Raw genomic sequence first — 18434 nt, forward strand, 5'->3', positions numbered from 1 at the left:
GGGGCCCTCCTGAAGGAACGCGGGTGCAGCGTCCTGCCCAGCAGGCTAGGACGCGTCGGCTCAGCGGTCGAACGCCTTCGCGAGCAGCTCGGCCTGCTCGACGGCGTGCTTCTTCGAGGAGCCCGTCGCGGGCGACGCTGCGGCCTTGCGGGCCACGACGCGCCACGGACGCTGCTCGCCGACGTCGCAGAGGTCCTCGTGCAGCCACTGGGCCATGATCGGCCAGGCGCCCTGGTTGCGGGGCTCGTCCTGGACCCACACGAGCTCGGCGCCCGGGTAGGCGGCGACGGTCTCGGCGATCTCCTTGACCGGGATCGGGTAGAGCTGCTCGACGCGGACGATCGCCGTCGAGCGGTCGCCGCGCTTGGCGCGCTCGGCGTCGAGCTCGTGCACGACCTTGCCCGAGGCGAGGAGCACGCGGGTGACCTGGTCGGTGACACCGTCGTGGTCGGGCAGCACCGGGCGGAAGCCGCCGGTCGTGAAGGCCTCGACGTCGCTGGCCGCCGCCTTGCTGCGCAGCATCGACTTCGGGGTGAAAACGACGAGCGGGGTGCGCGGGCGGTTGTAGGCCTGGCGGCGCAGCAGGTGGAAGTAGCTCGCTGCGGTCGAGGGGTAGGCGACCGTCATGTTGTTCTCGGCGCAGAGCTGCAGGTAGCGCTCGATGCGCGCCGAGCTGTGGTCCGGCCCCTGGCCCTCGTAGCCGTGGGGGAGCAGCAGCACGACCGAGCTGCGCTGGCCCCACTTCTGCTCCGAGCTGGAGATGAACTCGTCGACGATGGTCTGGGCGCCGTTGCCGAAGTCGCCGAACTGGGCCTCCCAGAGGACGAGGGCGTCCGGGCGCTCGACCGAGTAGCCGTACTCGAAGCCCATGGCCGCGTACTCCGACAGCAGCGAGTCGTAGACCCAGAACCGGGCCTGGCCCTCGCCGAGGTAGAGCAGCGGCGTCCACTCCTCCGCGTTGTCCTTGTCGATGAGCACCGCGTGGCGCTGGACGAAGGTGCCGCGGCGGCTGTCCTGCCCGGCGAGGCGGATCGGCGTGCCCTCCTTGAGGAGGGTGCCGAATGCGAGCAGCTCGGCCATCGGCCAGTCGATGCCGCCGTCGTGGACCATCTGGGCGCGCTTGTCCATGAGCTGCTTGAGCTTCGGGTGGATCGTGAAGCCCTGCGGCGGGTTGGCGAAGGTCTCGCCGATGTGGACGAGCTCGGCGCCCGCGACGCCGGTCTCCGTGGCCGAGCGCACCGGACGCGCGTCGTCCTGCACCTGGGCGGTGGGACGCTCGAGGCCGGCGTTGTCGGGGGCGTCGCTGTCGGCGTCGGTCTGGCCCGCCGCGGCCGCGGCGGCACTCTTCTTGGCCTCGCGCGTCTCGATGAAGACGCGCTCGAGCTGCTGCTGGTAGTCGCGCAGCGCGGCCTCGGCGTCCTCGACGCTGATGTCGCCGCGGCCGATGAGCGACTCGGTGTAGAGCTTGCGCACCGAGCGCTTGGCCTCGATGAGGTTGTACATGAGCGGCTGGGTCATCGACGGGTCGTCGCCCTCGTTGTGGCCGCGACGGCGGTAGCAGACCATGTCGATGACGACGTCCTTGTTGAACGCCTGGCGGAAGTCGTAGGCGAGCTCGGCGACGCGCACGCATGCCTCCGGGTCGTCGCCGTTGACGTGGAAGATCGGCGCCTGGATCATCCGCGCGACGTCGGTGGCGTACACCGACGAGCGCGAGCTGCTCGGCGAGGTCGTGAAGCCGACCTGGTTGTTGATGACGACGTGGATCGTGCCGCCGGTGCGGTAGCCGCGCAGCTGGCTGAGGTTGAGCGTCTCGGCCACGACGCCCTGGCCGGCGAACGCGGCGTCGCCGTGCATGAGCACGGGCAGGACGGTGAAGGCCTCGCCGGCGAGGTTGAGGCGGTCCTGCTTGGCGCGGACGATGCCCTCGAGCACCGGGTTGACGGCCTCGAGGTGCGAGGGGTTGGCCGCGAGGTAGACCTTCGTCTTGCTGCCGTCCTCGGCGACGAACTCGCCCTCGGTGCCGAGGTGGTACTTGACGTCGCCGGAGCCCTGGACCGACTTCGGGTCCTGGGCGCCCTCGAACTCGCGGAAGATCTGCCCGTAGGACTTGCCGGCGATGTTGGCCAGCACGTTGAGGCGGCCACGGTGCGGCATGCCGATGCAGACCTCGTCGAGGTCCTCGCTCGCGGCACGGCACAGGATCCGGTCGAGCAGGGCGATGACCGACTCGCCGCCCTCGAGGGAGAAGCGCTTCTGGCCGACGAACTTCGTCTGCAGGAACGTCTCGAAGGCCTCGGCGGCGTTGAGGCGGCGCATGATCCGCATCTGCTCGTCGCGGTTGGCCTTCTCGTAGGGCCGCTCGACCTTGTCCTGGATCCACTTGCGCTGCTCGGGGTCCTGGATGTGCATGTACTCGATGCCGACGGTGCGGCAGTACGAGTCGCGCAGGATGCCGAGGATCTTGCGCAGCTTGAGGAACGGCGCTCCGCCGAAGCCGCCCGTGGCGAACGTCCGGTCGAGGTCCCACAGGGTCAGGCCGTGCGTCGTGACGTCGAGGTCGTGGTGGCGACGCTGCTTGTACTCGAGCGGGTCGGTGTCGGCCATGAGGTGGCCGCGGACGCGGTAGGCGTGGATGAGCTCCTGGACGCGCGCGACCTTGTTGATGTCGTCGTCGTGCGAGGAGTCGATGTCCTGGATCCAGCGGACCGGCTCGTAGGGGATGCGCAGCGACTCGAAGATCTCGTCGTAGAACGCGTTCTTGCCGAGGAGCAGCTCGTGGATGATCCGGAGGAACTCGCCGCTCTGGGCGCCCTGGATGATCCGGTGGTCGTAGGTCGAGGTGAGCGTGAGGATCTTGCTCACGGCGTTGCGGTTGAGCGTCTCGTTGCTCGCGCCCTGCCACTCGGCCGGGTACTCGAGGGCGCCGACGCCGATGATGGCGCCCTGGCCTTTCATGAGGCGCGGCACCGAGTGGACGGTGCCGATGCCGCCGGGGTTGGTCAGCGAGATGGTCGTGCCCTGGAAGTCCTCGACGGTCAGCTTGTTGCCGCGGGCCTTGCGCACGAGGTCCTCGTAGGCGGTCCAGAAGTGGACGAAGTCCATCTCCTCGGCCGACTTGACCGAGGGGACGACGAGGCTGCGGCTGCCGTCGGGCTTCTGCAGGTCGATGGCGAGGCCGAAGTTGACGTGGGCCGGGCGCACGAGGGCCGGCTTGCCGTTCACCTCGGTGAAGCCGTGGTTCATCTCCGGCAGCAGCGAGATCGCCTTGACCATGGCGTAGCCGATGATGTGGGTGAAGCTGACCTTGCCGCCGCGCGAGCGGGCGAGGTGGTTGTTGATGACGACGCGGTTGTCGATGAGCAGCTTGGCCGGGACGGCGCGCACGCTCGTGGCGGTCGGCACCTCGAGCGAGGTCTCCATGTTGGACACGACGCGCGAGGCGGCGCCGCGCAGGGGCACGACCTCGTCCTCGTTGACCGGGCCGGTGTCCTTGACGGCCGGGATGTCGCGCGGCTTGGGGGCCTCGGCGGCGACGGGCTCCTGCTTCGGCTCGGGCTTGGGCTCCTGCTTCGGCTCCGCCTTGGCCTCCGGCTTCGGCTCAGCGGGGGCGGCCGGCTTCTCGGCCACGGGGGCGGCGGTGGCCGCCGCGGGAGCGCCGTTCGGGGCGCCGTTGGTCGCTGGGGCCGCCGTGGCGGCGGGGGCTGCTGCCGGGGCAGCAGGGGCCGGCTGGGCCTTCGGGGTGGGCGTCGTGGCACCGTTCGCGTCCGTGTCCCCGGGGCGGTAGTCCTCGAAGAACCCCCACCACGCCTTGTCGACGGACTGCTTGTCCGTCAGGAACTGCTGGTAGAGCTCGTCGACGAGCCATTCGTTCGGACCGAATGCTGCGATCGGGTCTCCGGACGTGGACTGATCGGACACGGCGAATGCGCCTCTTTCGTTGGCTTGGGTGCGTCGGTGCCTAACAGGGGTCAAGCCTAGACCCGCGCGCTCGGATACCGGACGTGGGCTCGGATGTCGAGCCGGGATCGTGACGAGGCCTTCGTCACGTTGCGATCCTGCGCCGATCCTGCGTCGATCCTGCGCCGGTCCTGCGTGCCGGACCCCGGTGTGACGGGGCCCGCCCGACGCGTCAGCTGATGTCGCTGCGCACCGTGCGCCACGTGCCGAGGCCGGCCATGAGGGCGGCGTAGCCGGCGAGGACGAGCGCCCCGGCCCACCACGACAGCTGCTCGAGGACCTCCCCGTTGAAGCCGCCGCCGGACGTGTCGAGCATCGCCGCCGTGGCGCGGCTCGGCAGGTACGGCGCGATCGCCTTGCCCCAGTCGGTCAGGGCGAGCACGAGGCTGAGGACCGGCTCGACGAGCCAGGCCACCGCGACCGAGATGAGCAGGGCGGCCACCTGGTTCGGGATGAGGATGCCGGCGCCGAGGCCGATGAGGGCCCAGAGCCCGAGAACGAGCAGCGACAGGGCCAGGGTGCGCCAGATGGCCGGGTCGGCGAAGGGCTCGTGGCCCTTGGACCGGAGCACCAGGGTGCCGGCCGCGACGGAGCCGGCCAGCGACAGCACTCCGTAGAACGCGCCGATCGCGAGCAGCGAGACCACCTTGGCGCCCATGACCCGACCGCGGCGGGGCGTGGCCAGGAAGGTCGCGGTGATCGTCTTGTGCCGGTACTCCGAGCCGATCGTCATGACGCCGATGGCGAGGGTGAGCAGGTAGCCGACCTGGATGCCGCCGGTGAAGACGGCCTTGGCGAGAGCGAGGTCGGTGCGCGGCACCGCGGCGGCCTGCGGCCCGCGGATGGCGGCGCTGGTGAAGACGAAGGCGAAGAGCACGGCGAAGGCCGCACCCGTGAGGGCGACGGCGATGGCCATGCCCCACCACAGGCGGGTCGTGAAGAACTTGCGGAACTCGGAGCGGATCGCGGCGGTCATCGGGCCTCGCCCTCCGTTCGGGCGCCGGGCGCCCAAGGTCCCGACGTGCCCGAGCCGCCCGACGCGTCGGGCGGTGGCACGTGGTCGACGGGAGGTCCGCTCGGGGGCGGCAGGTCCGGCGGCAGGGCGGGCGGCGCGTCGGCCGCCCGGGAGATGCCGTGGGAGGCGTCGGGGGCGGTGGCCGACGGGGTGGCCGAGGGGGCGGGCGTGTCGTCACCGAGGTTGCGGTTGCGGTGCTCGCCCGACTCGGTGAGGTTGAAGAAGAGCTCCTCGAGGTGGGTCTGCTCGCCGCGCAGCTCGTGGATGGCGACGTCGTTGGCGTGGGCGACGTCGCCGACGACCTGCAGGTCCTGCGTCGTGACGCGCAGCGCCGTGCGGCCGTCGACCGCGTCGACGTGGAGCCCGCGTCCGCGCAGGGCGCCCGCGAGGCGGTCGGGGTCGGACGTGCGCACGAAGGCGGTGGGCTCGCCGCGCAGCTCGGCGACGGTGCCCTGGGCGACGCGTCGGCCGTTGGCGATGATGACGACGTCGTCGACCGTCTGTTCGACCTCCGAGAGCATGTGGCTCGAGATGAGCAGCGTCCGGCCCTCGCCGGCGAGGTGGCGCAGGAAGCCGCGCAGCCAGCGGATGCCCTCGGGGTCCAGGCCGTTGGCCGGCTCGTCGAGGATGACGACCTGCGGGTCGCCGAGGAGGGCCGCCGCCAGGCCGAGGCGCTGGCGCATGCCCATCGAGTAGCCGCCCGCGCGCTTGCGGGCGGCGGCCGGGATGCCGACGAGCTCGAGCAGCTCGTCGACGCGTCGGCTGGGCACGCCGGCGACGGACGCCTGCACGCGCAGGTGGTCGCGCCCGCTGCGGCCGGGATGGAAGTTCGTCGCCTCGAGGGCCGAGCCGACGACGGCCAGCGGGTTGGGGATGTCGACGTAGCGTCGTCCGTCGATCGTCGCGGTGCCCGCCGTCGGCCGGATCAGGCCGAGGAGCATGCGCAGGGTCGTCGTCTTGCCGCTGCCGTTCGGGCCGAGGAAGCCCGTGATCCGGCCCGGCTCGACGTCGAGGTCGAGGTGGTCGACGGCCGTGAAGGAGCCGAACCGCTTCGTCAGCCCGCGCACCTCGATGGTCCCGGTGAAGCCCGGACGTGCACCCACCGCACGCTCCCTTCGTGTCCGACGCGTGGCGTCCGTCGCGCTCCCGTCGCGCCGACCCGACCCCGTGTCTGGCGCCCACTCAACCACAGCATCGTGGGGCACCGTGACACCCCGGCGAAGAGGGCTGTCTTCCGGACATGACCGGGCACGAGGCGCGACTGCGGGAGTACTACGACCGGGAGATGGCCGAGCGGGACGGACGACCGCTGGGGGAGCAGCGCGAGGGCAGGGTCGCCGGGTTCGCCGCCCTGTGCACCGAGCAGGGTCTGGCCTCGGTCCTCGAGGTCGGCTGCGGCGCCGGCCGCGACGGCCGGATCCTCGCCGCCGCGGGCCTCGGGTACACCGGCGTCGACCTCTCCCGTGCCGCCGTCGAGCTGTGCCGCGCCCACGGGCTCGCCGCGCAGCAGGCGAGTGCGCTCGACCTGCCCTTCGACGACGACGTGTTCGACGCCGCATGGACCATGAGCACCCTGATGCACCTCGAGGGCGACGACATCGTCACCGCGCTGGCGGAGGTGCGGCGGGTGGTGCGCCGCGGAGGGCTGCTCGAGGTCGGGGTGTGGGGCGGTGACGTGGCGCGCGAGTGGGTCGACGAGGGTGGCCGCTACTTCCAGAGCAGGACCGACGCCGGGCTGCTCGCACTGCTGGCCGGCGTCGGGGAGGTGACGGCGTTCGACACGTGGTCGCGGTTCGACGACGGGGGCCACTACCAGTGGGCGAGGGTCACCCTCGCCTGACGCCGGGGCCCCGGCACGGACGCCGCCCGCGGCCGCGTTCTCCATCCCGGGTCCTCGATAGGGTGGACGGACCATGACACCCCACGAAGACGGCCACCGCCCGTGACCGAGTGGCTCCTCGTCCTCGGGGCGGTGCTGCTCACCGCGGGGACCGCCGTGTTCGTCGCGGCCGAGTTCTCCCTCGTCGCCCTCGACCGGCCGACCGTGCAGCGCGCCATCGACGAAGGGGACTCGCGCGCCCGGGTGGTGCTCCAGTCGCTGAAGCAGCTGTCGACGCAGCTGTCGGCGGCGCAGGTCGGCATCACCATCACGACCCTCGTCGTCGGCTACCTCGCCGAGCCCTCGATCGGCCAGCTCGTCTCCGGGCCGCTGACGAGCCTCGGTCTGGGGGCCGGCGCGGTCCAGGCCCTGTCGAGCGCCATCGCGCTCGTGCTCGCCACCGTCTTCTCGATGATCTTCGGCGAGCTGCTGCCGCAGTTCCTCGGCATCTCCGTGCCGCTCGCCACGGCCAAGGTCGTGGCCCTGCCGGTCCGTGTCTTCGCCGCCCTGGCCAAGCCGCTCATCGTCGTGCTCAACGGGTCGGCCAACGGGTTCCTCCGGTCGGTCGGCATCGAGCCGCAGGAGGAGCTGTCCGGCGCGCGCACCCCGCAGGAGCTCGCCAGCCTCGTGCAGCGCTCCGCCGAGGCCGGAACGCTGGACCAGGCGACCGCCCGGATGCTGACCCGTTCGCTCGGCTTCGGCGAGCGAACGGCCGACGACGTCATGACCCCCCGGGTGCGCTGCACCGGGATCCACCGCGACGAGTCGGCCGACGACGTCCTGCGGCTGTCGCGTCGCACCGGCTTCTCCCGCTTCCCGGTGCTCGGCGAGGACTGGGACGACGTCGACGGCGTCGTCCACGTCAAGAAGGCGATGGCCGTGCCGCACGAGCGGCGCAAGGACGTGCCGGTGTCGGCGCTGATGTCAGAGCGGCTCGTCGTGCCCGAGACGATCCGTCTCGACCCGCTCCTGCGCCAGCTGCGAGAGGGCGGCTTCCAGATGGCCGTCGTCGTCGACGAGTACGGCGGCACGTCGGGCATCGTCACCCTCGAGGACGTCGTCGAGGAGATCGTCGGCGAGGTCTCCGACGAGCACGACCGCAGCCGCCAGAGCGGTCGCGAGCTGCTCGACGGGTCGTGGACGGTGCCCGGGCTCTGGCGCCCTGACGAGGTGCGCGACGCCTTCGATGCCGACGTCCCCGACGGCCCCGAGTACGAGACGATGGGCGGCTTTGTCATGGCCGCCCTCGGGCGCGTCCCGGCCACCGGCGACACCGTCCACGTGCCGGGCTGGCGGATCAACGTCGTGGGCATGGAGGGGCGCCGCGTGGACCGGCTGCGCTTCGTGCCCGACCCCGACTCGCTGCCGCACGCCAGTGGCCGAGAACGTGCTGACGGTGCGCCCGACGCGGCGGGTCCCGTTGCGGGGGAGGGGCGCTCGTGAGCGGGGCCTGGGTCTACGTCGTCTCGCTGTTCCTCCTGTTCGGCAACGCGTTCTTCGTCGGTGCCGAGTTCGCGGCGATGACAGTGCGCCGGTCCACGCTCGAGCCGCTCGCCGAGGGCGGCAGCAAGCGCGCCGCGTCGTGCCTGCAGGCGCTCGAGCGCCTCGGCTCGATGCTCGTCACCGCCCAGCTCGGCATCACCGTGTGCTCGGTCGGCCTCGGTGCGCTCGCCGAGGCGGCGCTGCACCACCTGCTCGAGCCGGTCTTCCACTCCGTCGGGCTCTCCGACGCGTGGGCCAGCGGCGTCGCCCTGGCGCTCGCGCTGCTCATCGTCAGCTACCTGCACGTCGTCGTCGGCGAGATGATCCCGAAGAACCTCGCCATCGCCGGGCCCGACCGGGCCGCGCTCGTCCTCGTGCCGCCGCTCTTCTTCATCGCCCGCACGTTCCGGCACATCGTCGCGGCCATGGAGGCCACCGCCAAGGCCCTCGTGCGCCTGCTCAAGGTCGAGCCGAAGGACGAGCTGACCTCGGCCTTCACGGTCGAGGAGGTCGCTCACATCGTCGGTGAGTCCCGCCGCGAGGGCCTCATCGAGGAGGAGCGGCACGGGCTCGTCACCAAGACGCTCGAGTTCTCCGACAAGCTCGCTGCCGACGTCGCCGTGGCCGCCGACGCGCTGACGACCGTCGAGCTCGGCGCGACGCCGGCCGACATCGAGCGGCTCGTGGCCCGGCACGGGTTCAGCCGCTACCCGGTGCGCGACGCCGCCGGCGAGATCGCCGGCTACATCCACCTCAAGGACATCCTCTACGCCGACGACGAGCGGCACGAGCAGCCGGTGCCGCCCAAGCGCGTCCGGCGTCTCGCGACCGTCCGCGAGGGCGACGAGGTCGAGGACGTCCTCGCAACGATGCAGCTGACCGGCGCCCACCTGGCCCGGGTCATCGACGAGGGCGACGATGGGGCGCGCGTCACCGGCGTCGTCTTCCTCGAGGACGTCCTCGAGGAGCTCGTCGGCGAGGTCACCGACACGACGCAGCGCTGACGCGTCAGGCGTCGACCTCCGCGGCGTCCTCCGGGTCGTCGTCCGTGTCGTCGTCCAGGGCGGCGCGCCAGTCGAGGTACGCCTGCCCGCGGGGGGCCAGCTCGTAGCCGACGTCGTGGCTGATCGTCAGGCCCAGCGCCTTGAGCTTGCGGATGTCGACCTTCATCGGCAGCAGGTCGACCTCGCGCAGCGCCGCCAGCTCCCGGGCCACGACGTGCGGGTTGTCGCGGATCCACTCGAGGATCTCGCGGGTCCACGGCCCGGTCGGGCGCGCGTCGAGCCGGTCGAGGCGCCGGCCGAGGTCCTCGAGCTCCGTGGTGTCGGGCAGGGCGTCGCGCAGGGCGAGCCGGGGGTCCTCGCCGGCCCACGACAGGCGGACGCGGTACACCGTGTCGCCGCCCTTGCTCCCGCGCGGCGACGGCGTGCGCTCCTTCGGCTCGAGGGCGCGCAACAGCGTCCGGAGGTCCTTGACGCCGGCCCGGCGGGCGTCGCGCTCGGTGAGCCGGGTGATGTCGCGCACGAGCGTCACGGCCTCGAAACGGACGACGCCGGCGGAGGTCAGCTGTGTCCCGCCGACCTTGACGCGCGGGGCATCCCAGCGTCGGAAGGCCTGGGTGACCGTGCCGGCGCGGATGCCCGCGGCGACGGGTTTCGAGATGAGCACAGGCCCAGACTCGCAGACGCCGAACCCCGGCGGCGACGACGACGAAGGCCGAGGTGAAACGGCGCTCCGCGCCCGTCACCTCGGCCCTTGGTCTGTCGGTGCCCCCGGCAGGATTCGAACCTGCGCTCCCGCCTCCGGAGGGCGGTGCTCTATCCCCTGAGCTACGGGGGCGACACACGCACTTTCGTGCGCCCGGTGAGACTAGCAGTCCACCTCAGGCATCCGTGAATCAGGCCGGACCGGCGATCTCCGGGGCGGCTCGTAGACTCGGCGGCATGACGCCGGAGCAGCTGCGCGCCCTCCTGTGCGAGGTCGCCGCGCGGGCAGCGCGCACCGGCGAGCTGCCCGACGAGGCCGAGGCCGGGCCCCCCGCCGGACCGCTGTTCCGGCCAGCGGACCCACGGGCTGCCGGGGTCGTCGCCGACTGGGTCACGCCCGTGGCGCAGCGCTGGGCGCCGCAGCTCGACCTCGTGCCCCGCGACCTCGCCCGCACCCTCGCCCAGGGGATGGTCGAGCAGCGTCCGGTGTCGGCGGTCGAGGTGGCGCCGACCGGCCTCATCGCCCTGACGCTCGAGGATGCCGACCGCGGCGGAATCATCGAGGTCGTCCGGGCCGAGGCCGACACCTACGCGTGCCCGCACGGCACCGCACACGTCGAGGTCACGGAGCGGCCGGGGCAGCGCGCCGCCACCGACCCCCTGCGTGCCGTGCAGCTGGCCCACGCGCGGCTGTGCCGGCTCGTGCGCAACGCCGAGGCGGCGGGCGTCCAGGTCCGTTCGTCCACCCGCCCGGAGGCCCTGACCCACGTCACCGAACGGCACCTGCTCGTGGCGCTCGCCGACCTGCCGCAGCGGCTCGAGCACCACCGCGGCGACACGGCCGCCCAGGTGCGCGCTCTCGGCGAGCTCGCAGGGCTCGCCGACGCCTGGGACCACCCCCTGCGCCCCCTCGTCGTCGGTGCCCCGATCGCCGGCGTCCACGGGGCGCGACTGGCACTTGCCGACGCCGCGCGCGTCGTCTTGCGCAATGGACTCGGTCGCCTCGGTGCGGCGGCCCCGGAAAGGATGTAGTCATGCGCGCACACGAAGCCGGAGCGCTCCACGCCGAGGGCTACCGCGGCCCCGCGTGGCTCCAGACCCCCGTCGACGTCAACGCCCTCGTACCCTCGCTCTGGGCCTCGTCCGTGGGCCGTGGGTCCGACGGCGCGCTCACGGTGGGTGGGGTGTCGGTGGTCGAGCTCGCCCGCGAGTTCGGCACGCCCGCGTACGTCATCGACGAGGACGACTTCCGTTCCCGCGCAAGGGAGTTCAAGCAGACCTACGCCGAGGTCTTCGACGACCTCTGTGGCGGGGCCGACGTGTACTACGCCGGCAAGGCGTTCCTCTGCACCGAGGTGGCGCGCTGGATCCACCAGGAGGGCCTGCACCTCGACGTCTGCACCGGCGGCGAGCTCGCCGTGGCGATGCGTGCCGGCGTTCCGGGGGAGCGGGTCGGCCTGCACGGCAACAACAAGAGCGTCGCCGAGATCCGCCAGGCCCTCGAGTACGGCGTCGGGCGGATCGTCCTCGACTCCTTCGACGAGATCGAGCGCGTCGCCGGCGTCGCCGCCGAGCTCGGCGTCGTGGCCCCGGTCCTCGTCCGCGTCACGGTGGGCGTCGAGGCCCACACCCACGAGTTCATCGCGACGGCCCACGAGGACCAGAAGTTCGGGCTCTCGCTGTCCGGCGGCCAGGCGTTCGAGGCGGTCCGGCGCATCCTCGAGCGGTCCGAGCACCTCAGGCTGCTCGGGCTGCACAGCCACATCGGCTCGCAGATCTTCGACACGTCCGGCTTCGAGGTGTCGGCCCGACGCATCCTCGGCCTGCACACCCGGGTGGCGCGCGAGCTCGGCGTCGAGCTGCCCGAGCTCGACCTCGGGGGCGGCTTCGGCATCGCCTACACCACCGAGCACGACCCGCTGTCCCCGAAGCACCTCGCGGCCGGCATGGCCGAGATCGTCGAGCGCGAGTGCCGGGCCGACGGCGTCGCGGTGCCGCGCATCTCCGTCGAGCCGGGCCGCGCGATCGCCGGCCCGAGCACCTTCACGCTCTACGAGGTCGGCACCGTCAAGCCCGTCGACCTCGACGGCGGCGCCCGACGCGTCTACGTGTCCGTCGACGGCGGGATGAGCGACAACGTCCGCACGGCGCTCTACGACGCCAACTACTCGTGCACCGTCGCCGGGCGCGCCTCCACGGCCCCGCCGGTCCTGGCCCGCGTCGTCGGGAAGCACTGCGAGAGCGGTGACATCGTCGTCAAGGACGAGTTCGTCCCCGCCGACGTCGCGGCCGGCGACCTCATCGCCGTCCCCGGCACGGGTGCGTACTGCCGGTCCCTGTCGAGCCAGTACAACCACACGCCCCGGCCCCCGGTCGTCGCGGTCCGCGACGGCGTCGCGCGGGTCATCGTGCGGCGCGAGACCGTCGACGACCTGCTCGCGCTCGACGTCTGATGGGCCCGCAGATCCTGCGCCGCTCGTGTCCGGATCGCGAAACAATGGCCGTCCAGCACCCGGACACACGGCAGGATTCGCACGGTGGACAGCGCTGTGAGTGACCCGAAGCCGTTGCGCGTCGCCCTGCTCGGGGCCGGCGTCGTCGGTGGAGCCGTCGCGCGGCTGCTCACCGAGCACGCCGACGACATGGCCGCCCGCGTGGGCGCGCCGCTCGAGATCGCCGGCATCGCCGTGCGACGGGCCGGCCGCGACCGGTCCGAGCTCGGCGTCGACCCAGCCCTCTTCACGACCGACGCCGAGGAGCTCGTGACCCGCGCCGACGTCGTCGTCGAGGTCATCGGCGGCATCGAGCCGGCCCGCTCGCTCATCCTGCGCGCGATGCAGCACGGCGCGTCCGTCGTCACCGCCAACAAGGCGCTCCTCGCCGAGGACGGCCCGACGCTCTACGCCGCGGCCGCCGAGCACGGCGTCGACCTCTACTACGAGGCGGCCGTCGCCGGCGCGATCCCGCTGCTGCGGCCGCTGCGCGAGTCGCTCGCCGGCGACGAGGTCACCAAGGTCCTCGGCATCGTCAACGGCACGACGAACTACGTCCTCGACAAGATGGACACCACCGGCGCCGGCTTTGCCGACGCCGTCGAGCAGGCCCAGTCGCTCGGCTACGCCGAGGCCGACCCGACCGCCGACGTCGAGGGCTTCGACGCCGCCGCCAAGGCCGCGATCCTCGCCTCGCTCGCCTTCCACACCCGCGTGGCCGGCACCGACGTGCACCGCGAGGGCATCACCGAGGTCACGGCGGCCGACGTCGCGGCCGCCCGCGGTATGGACGCCGTCGTCAAGCTCCTCGCGATCTGCGAGCGCACCGCCGAGGGCGTCAGCGTCCGCGTCCACCCGGCGATGATCCCGCGCACCCACCCCCTGGCCGGCGTCCGCGAGGCGTTCAACGCCGTCTTCGTCGAGGCCGACGCCGCGGGCCAGCTCATGTTCTACGGCAAGGGCGCCGGCGGCGACCCGACCGCCTCGGCCGTGCTCGGCGACATCGTCGCCGTCGCCCGCCACCGCGTCGGGGGAGGGCTCGGGCCGGGGGAGTCGACGTACGCCGACCTGCCCGTCCTGCCCATGGGCCAGGCGCAGACGCGCTACCACATCAGCCTCGAGGTGGCCGACCGCTCGGGCGTCCTCGCCCAGGTCGCAGCCGCGTTCGCCGACCAGGACGTCTCCATCGAGACCGTTCGCCAGCAGCTCGTCCGCGACGAGGACGGTCAAGGGGCCCGCGCCACCCTCATCATCGTCACGCACACCGCGAGCGACGCGGCGCTGTCGGCCACGGTCGACGCGCTGCGCACCCTCGACGTCGTCCGTGGCGTCAACTCCGTGATGCGCGTGGAAGGTTCGTGATGGCCCACCAGTGGCGGGGCGTGATCCCCGAGTACGCCGACCGGCTGCCGATGCTCGAGGGCGCGCCCGTCGTGACCCTCCGCGAGGGCGGCACGCCGCTCATCCCGGCCGAGAAGCTGTCCGAGCGGGTCGGCGCCGAGGTGCACCTCAAGTACGAGGGCCTCAACCCGACCGGCTCCTTCAAGGACCGCGGCATGACCGCCGCGATCAGCATGGCGGCGAAGAAGGGTGCCAAGGCCGTCATCTGCGCGAGCACCGGCAACACGAGCGCGTCGGCCGCGGCCTACGCCACCAAGGCCGGCATGACGTGCGGCGTCCTCGTGCCCGACGGCAAGATCGCCATGGGCAAGCTGAGCCAGGCCATCGCCCACGGCGCGACCCTCCTGCAGGTCGAGGGCAACTTCGACGACTGCCTCACGCTGGCGCGCAAGCTCGCCGAGGCCTACCCGGTCGAGCTCGTCAACTCGGTCAACCCGGCGCGCATCGAGGGCCAGAAGACCGCCTCGTTCGAGGTCGTCGACGCCCTCGGCGACGCCCCCGACATCCACTGCCTGCCGGTCGGCAACGCCGGCAACATCACGGCGTACTGGAAGGGCTATCGCGAGTACCTCGCAACGCCCGTCACCGACGCCCCGGCCGGGCCGGCCACGCACCTGCCCGTCATGTGGGGCTTCCAGGCCGCCGGCGCCGCGCCGATCGTCCTCGGCCACCCCGTCGACGAGCCCGAGACCATCGCCACGGCGATCCGCATCGGCAACCCGGCGTCGTGGGAGCAGGCCGTCGCCGCGCGCGACGAGTCCGGCGGCCGCATCGACGCCGTCACCGACGAGCAGATCCTCGTCGCCCACCGGTTCCTCTCCGCGCAGGAGGGTGTCTTCGTCGAGCCGGGCTCCGCGGCGTCGGTCGCGGGGCTCCTCGCGTGCCACGAGGCGGGGCTCGTGCCGGCCGGTTCGCGCATCGTCTGCACCGTCACCGGTCACGGCCTCAAGGACCCGCAGTGGGCCCTGCGCACGGCCGACGGCGGCGACGTGACGCCGGTGCGGGTGCCCATCGACGCCGTGAGCGCGGCGCGGGCCCTCGGCCTCGAGGACTGACCCGTGACGCGTGTCGCCGCAGGCCGGTCGGTGCACGTCCGCGTGCCCGCGAGCAGCGCCAACCTCGGCCCCGGCTTCGACTCGATCGGCCTGGCCCTCGGCCTCTGGGACGAGTACGTCGTCACGACGACCGACGCCCCGGGGCTGGCCATCACGGTCACCGGCGAGGCCGCCGGCGAGGTGCCCACCGACGAGAGCCACCTCGTGCACGCCACGATGCGCCACACGTGGGACCGGCTCGGCGTCGAGGCCCCGTCGGGGCTCGTCATCGACGCACGAAACGGGGTGCCCCATGGGCGTGGCCTCGGTTCGTCGGCGACCGCAATCGTCGCGGGCGTCGTTGCAGCACAGGCTCTCTCGGGACCGGCGGTGGGCTGGAGCCCCGACGCGTCCGCCACTGGTGACGCCTCATGGCCCTCGCCCGGGGAGCAGGTCCCCGTCGACCTCGGCCTCGCCGACGACGTCGCCAGCCTGCTCGAGGGCCACCCCGACAACGCGTCGGCGAGCGTGTTCGGCGGGCTCACGGTCAGCTGGATGCCCGACGGCACCGGCGCCGACCGGGGCGAGCACACGGTCACGGCGCGTCTGGCGCTGCACGAGGACGTCGACGTCGTCGTCCTGGTCCCCGGCACGCAGCTGGCCACCCGCACTGCGCGCGCCGTGCTGCCCGACGCCGTCCCGCTCCGCGAGGCCGCGGCGGGGGCGGGCCGCGCCGCACTCCTCGTCCACGCGCTGACCGCCGACCCCTCGCACCTGCACGCCGCGACCCGCGACTGGCTCCACCAGGAGGCTCGGCGGCCCTCCTACCCCGACACGATGGACGTCGTCGACACCCTGCGCGCACAGGGGCACGCGGCCGTCGTCTCGGGTGCGGGCCCGAGCATCCTCGTCCTCACGACGCGCACCCGAGCGCACGAGGTGCACGTGCCGGCCGGCCGCGTCGGCTGGCGTCGCCTGGCGCCGGGCGTGCCCACGAACGGCGCCGTCGTCACCGTGCGCTGAGGCGCATCGAGCAGGACCGGCGGCACCGGGGCGGGACGGCACGGAGGCAGGGGAGCCGCGCCGCGAGCCGCCCACCTGCGCGAGGGGGCCGGATGGTATCCTGCGGGTGCACCACACGCCGCGAGCCTTCGCAGGCCGGTGCATCACCCCCACGCAGAGGCCCTTTCATCGCCTCTCGGCGCCGTGCGCCGTCGTGGACCACCTTCAGGCCAGCACTGGCCCAAGTCCGACCCGTGCGAGTCCGCCCCGGGTCGCAAACGAGGGGGAAGGATCCTTCGTGTCAGAAACCACCACCCGCCCGGTGTCGGGCCTGTCCGCCATGAAGCTGGACGAGCTCAAGGGCGTCGCGTCCTCCATGGGCATCAAGGGCACCGGGAAGATGCGCAAGAGCGACCTCGTCGAGGCCATCCGCGCCCGGCAGTCCGGCGGCTCGTCGGCGCCCGCGGCCGCTCCGGCCGGCTCGTCTGCCGGTGCATCTGCCGGTTCATCGACTGACGCTCCCGCCACCGACTCGGCCGCCGGCCGCTCGGCCGGGTCCGAGGCCCCGGCACAGGAGGCCGGCACCGGCCGCGCCCGCACCTCGCGTCGGGCCAGCCGTCCCGCGGGGTCCGCAACCGGCGCCGACGCCACCACGGGCACCACCGACGCCGCGGCGTCGGACAGCTCCACCGGTGACCGCGCGCCAGTCGCCGAGGGAGCCGACGCGCCCCGCGAGCGTCGCGACGAGCGCACCCGGTCCCAGCGTGGCGACCAGCAGCGTGGCGACCAGCAGCGTGGCGACCAGCAGGGTCGCGACGAGCGCGCCGACCAGGCCGTCCGCGAGGCGCGCGAGGGCCGGCAGGGCGAGCGCCAGAACGACCGCCAGGGCGACCGGCAGGGCGAGCGCCAGAGCCAGGGTGCGAACACCCGGGGCCAGCAGGGCCAGGGGCAGAGCCGCGACCAGAGCCGCGACCAGAGCCGCGACCAGAGCCAGGGCCAGAGCCGCGGTCAGGACCGTGACCAGAACCGTGACCAGAACCGTGACCAGAACCGCGGACAGGCCGGTCAGGGTGGTCAGGGCGGCCAGAACCGCGGCCAGCAGGACCGGCTCGACGACGACGAGCGCGGCGGCCGCCGCAGCCGCAACCGCCAGCGCAACCGTGACCGCAAGCGCGGCCGCGGCACCGATGGCGGTGGCGAGTGGGCCGAGACCGACCTGCAGGTCGGCGACGACGACGTCCTCGTGCCCGTCGCCGGCATCCTCGACGTCCTCGACAACTACGCGTTCGTCCGCACGTCCGGCTACCTCGCCGGCCCGAACGACGTCTACGTGCCGCTCGGCATCGTCAAGAAGCACGGCCTGCGCAAGGGCGACGCCGTCACCGGCGCCGTCAAGGCGCTGCGCGAGGGCGAGCAGCCCCAGGGCAACGTCGGCCGCCAGAAGTACAACGCGCTCGTGCGACTCGACAGCATCAACGGCGCCGGCCCCGACGACGCCGCCAAGCGCGTCGAGTTCGGCAAGCTGACGCCGCTCTACCCGCAGCAGCGGCTGCGGCTCGAGACCGAGCCGGGCAACCTCACGACGCGCATCATCGACCTCGTCGCCCCCATCGGCAAGGGCCAGCGCGGCCTCATCGTCGCGCCCGCCAAGGCCGGCAAGACGATGGTCATGCAGTCCCTCGCCAACGCCATCACGACGAACAACCCCGAGTGCCACCTCATGGTCGTCCTCGTCGACGAGCGTCCGGAGGAGGTCACCGACATGCAGCGCGCCGTCAAGGGCGAGGTCATCGCCTCGACCTTCGACCGGCCGGCCGAGGACCACACGACAGTCGCCGAGCTCGCCATCGAGCGGGCCAAGCGCCTCGTCGAGCTGGGCCACGACGTCGTCGTGCTGCTCGACTCGATCACCAAGCTGGGTCGCGCCTACAACCTCGCCGCCCCGGCGAGCGGGCGCATCCTGTCCGGTGGCGTCGACTCGGCCGCGCTCTACCCGCCGAAGAAGTTCTTCGGCGCCGCGCGCAACATCGAGAACGGCGGCTCGCTGACGATCCTGGCCACGGCGCTCGTCGAGACGGGCTCGAAGATGGACGAGGTCATCTTCGAGGAGTTCAAGGGCACCGGGAACATGGAGCTCAAGCTCGACCGGCAGCTGGCCAACCGCCGCATCTTCCCCGCCGTCGACATCAACGCGTCGGGCACGCGTCGTGAGGAGATCCTCCTCGCGACCGAGGAGCTGAAGATCATGTGGAAGCTGCGTCGGGTCCTCGGCGGCCTCGACGCGCAGCAGGCCATCGAGCTGCTCCTCGACCGGCTGCGGAAGACGAAGACGAACTACGAGTTCCTGACGCAGGTGCAGCAGACGAGCGGCAACCGCCTCGACAGCGACGCCTGAGCCCGCCCGGCTCCGGTTTCGGCATCGTCACCTCGAAGGGGTGGGACCGCGCGACGCGGTCCCACCCC

General features: G+C 72.7%; 13 protein-coding genes and 1 tRNA gene. 9 read left to right on the forward strand and 5 right to left on the reverse strand.

The window, feature by feature from the left end; genetic code table 11:
* Nucleotides 1-60 precede the first annotated feature (60 nt).
* The 3 genes from RY076_RS06265 to RY076_RS06275 all read right to left on the reverse strand — a co-directional run bounded on the left by RY076_RS06265 (nt 61) and on the right by RY076_RS06275 (nt 6078).
* Nucleotides 61-3921 (reverse strand): multifunctional oxoglutarate decarboxylase/oxoglutarate dehydrogenase thiamine pyrophosphate-binding subunit/dihydrolipoyllysine-residue succinyltransferase subunit, encoded by a 3861-nt coding sequence (locus tag RY076_RS06265; RefSeq protein WP_323096732.1) that lies wholly within the window; start codon nt 3919-3921, stop codon nt 61-63.
* A 211-nt stretch (nt 3922-4132) separates the two neighbouring features.
* The gene (locus tag RY076_RS06270) at nt 4133-4936 is read right to left on the reverse strand and encodes an ABC transporter permease (RefSeq protein ID WP_323096733.1); all 804 of its coding nucleotides are present in this window, start codon (nt 4934-4936) and stop codon (nt 4133-4135) included.
* Nucleotides 4933-6078, reverse strand: coding sequence for an ABC transporter ATP-binding protein (locus RY076_RS06275; RefSeq protein ID WP_323096734.1), 1146 nt, complete (start codon nt 6076-6078; stop codon nt 4933-4935). Before RY076_RS06275 ends, RY076_RS06270 begins: the two co-directional genes overlap by 4 nt.
* 137 nt (nt 6079-6215) lie before the next feature.
* On the opposite strand from RY076_RS06275, the gene RY076_RS06280 reads away from it, so the two are divergent.
* From RY076_RS06280 to RY076_RS06290, 3 genes are all read left to right on the forward strand, one after another.
* The gene (locus RY076_RS06280) at nt 6216-6815 is read left to right on the forward strand and encodes a class I SAM-dependent methyltransferase (protein WP_323096735.1); all 600 of its coding nucleotides are present in this window, start codon (nt 6216-6218) and stop codon (nt 6813-6815) included.
* Nucleotides 6816-6917: 102 nt separating this feature from the next.
* Complete coding sequence (locus RY076_RS06285; RefSeq protein ID WP_323096738.1) at nt 6918-8297, forward strand: hemolysin family protein; 1380 nt, start codon at nt 6918-6920, stop codon at nt 8295-8297.
* Nucleotides 8294-9340 (forward strand): hemolysin family protein, encoded by a 1047-nt coding sequence (locus RY076_RS06290; RefSeq protein ID WP_323096739.1) that lies wholly within the window; start codon nt 8294-8296, stop codon nt 9338-9340. The genes RY076_RS06285 and RY076_RS06290 overlap by 4 nt, the downstream gene beginning before the upstream one ends.
* Before the next feature lie 4 nt (nt 9341-9344).
* On the opposite strand, the gene RY076_RS06295 is transcribed toward RY076_RS06290, so the two are convergent.
* Both RY076_RS06295 and RY076_RS06300 read right to left on the reverse strand, forming a co-directional pair.
* Complete coding sequence (locus RY076_RS06295) at nt 9345-10004, reverse strand: ASCH domain-containing protein (protein ID WP_323096740.1); 660 nt, start codon at nt 10002-10004, stop codon at nt 9345-9347.
* A 99-nt stretch (nt 10005-10103) separates the two neighbouring features.
* A tRNA-Arg gene (locus tag RY076_RS06300) sits at nt 10104-10175 on the reverse strand.
* 104 nt (nt 10176-10279) lie between these two features.
* Between RY076_RS06300 and RY076_RS06305 the strand changes: the two genes are divergently transcribed.
* The 6 genes from RY076_RS06305 to rho all read left to right on the forward strand — a co-directional run bounded on the left by RY076_RS06305 (nt 10280) and on the right by rho (nt 18366).
* Nucleotides 10280-11074, forward strand: coding sequence for a DALR anticodon-binding domain-containing protein (locus RY076_RS06305; protein ID WP_323096741.1), 795 nt, complete (start codon nt 10280-10282; stop codon nt 11072-11074).
* Nucleotides 11075-11076: 2 nt separating this feature from the next.
* A complete protein-coding gene (lysA, locus tag RY076_RS06310) occupies nt 11077-12495 on the forward strand; it encodes a diaminopimelate decarboxylase (RefSeq protein WP_323096742.1) in 1419 nt (472 codons plus the stop codon).
* A gap of 84 nt (nt 12496-12579) precedes the next feature.
* Nucleotides 12580-13896, forward strand: coding sequence for a homoserine dehydrogenase (locus RY076_RS06315; RefSeq protein ID WP_323096743.1), 1317 nt, complete (start codon nt 12580-12582; stop codon nt 13894-13896).
* Complete coding sequence (gene thrC / locus RY076_RS06320) at nt 13896-14990, forward strand: threonine synthase (RefSeq protein ID WP_323096744.1); 1095 nt, start codon at nt 13896-13898, stop codon at nt 14988-14990. The genes RY076_RS06315 and thrC overlap by 1 nt, the downstream gene beginning before the upstream one ends.
* A gap of 3 nt (nt 14991-14993) precedes the next feature.
* Entirely contained in the window at nt 14994-15992 is a 999-nt protein-coding gene (locus RY076_RS06325) for a homoserine kinase (protein WP_323096745.1), read from the forward strand.
* Nucleotides 15993-16269: 277 nt separating this feature from the next.
* Nucleotides 16270-18366, forward strand: coding sequence for a transcription termination factor Rho (rho, locus tag RY076_RS06330; protein WP_323096746.1), 2097 nt, complete (start codon nt 16270-16272; stop codon nt 18364-18366).
* Nucleotides 18367-18434: the final 68 nt, after the last annotated feature.

This window comes from Intrasporangium zincisolvens (genome assembly GCF_034724055.1).
Classification (GTDB): domain Bacteria; phylum Actinomycetota; class Actinomycetes; order Actinomycetales; family Dermatophilaceae; genus Monashia; species Monashia zincisolvens.

Bases quoted from the DNA above. Each gene is read 5' to 3' on its own strand.
- RY076_RS06270 (WP_323096733.1), bottom strand. From the start codon at position 4,936: ATGACCGCCGCGATCCGCTCCGAGTTCCGCAAGTTCTTCACGACCCGC.
- RY076_RS06280 (WP_323096735.1), top strand. From the start codon at position 6,216: ATGACCGGGCACGAGGCGCGACTGCGGGAGTACTACGACCGGGAGATG.
- RY076_RS06305 (WP_323096741.1), top strand. From the start codon at position 10,280: ATGACGCCGGAGCAGCTGCGCGCCCTCCTGTGCGAGGTCGCCGCGCGG.
- lysA (WP_323096742.1), top strand. From the start codon at position 11,077: ATGCGCGCACACGAAGCCGGAGCGCTCCACGCCGAGGGCTACCGCGGC.
- thrC (WP_323096744.1), top strand. From the start codon at position 13,896: ATGGCCCACCAGTGGCGGGGCGTGATCCCCGAGTACGCCGACCGGCTG.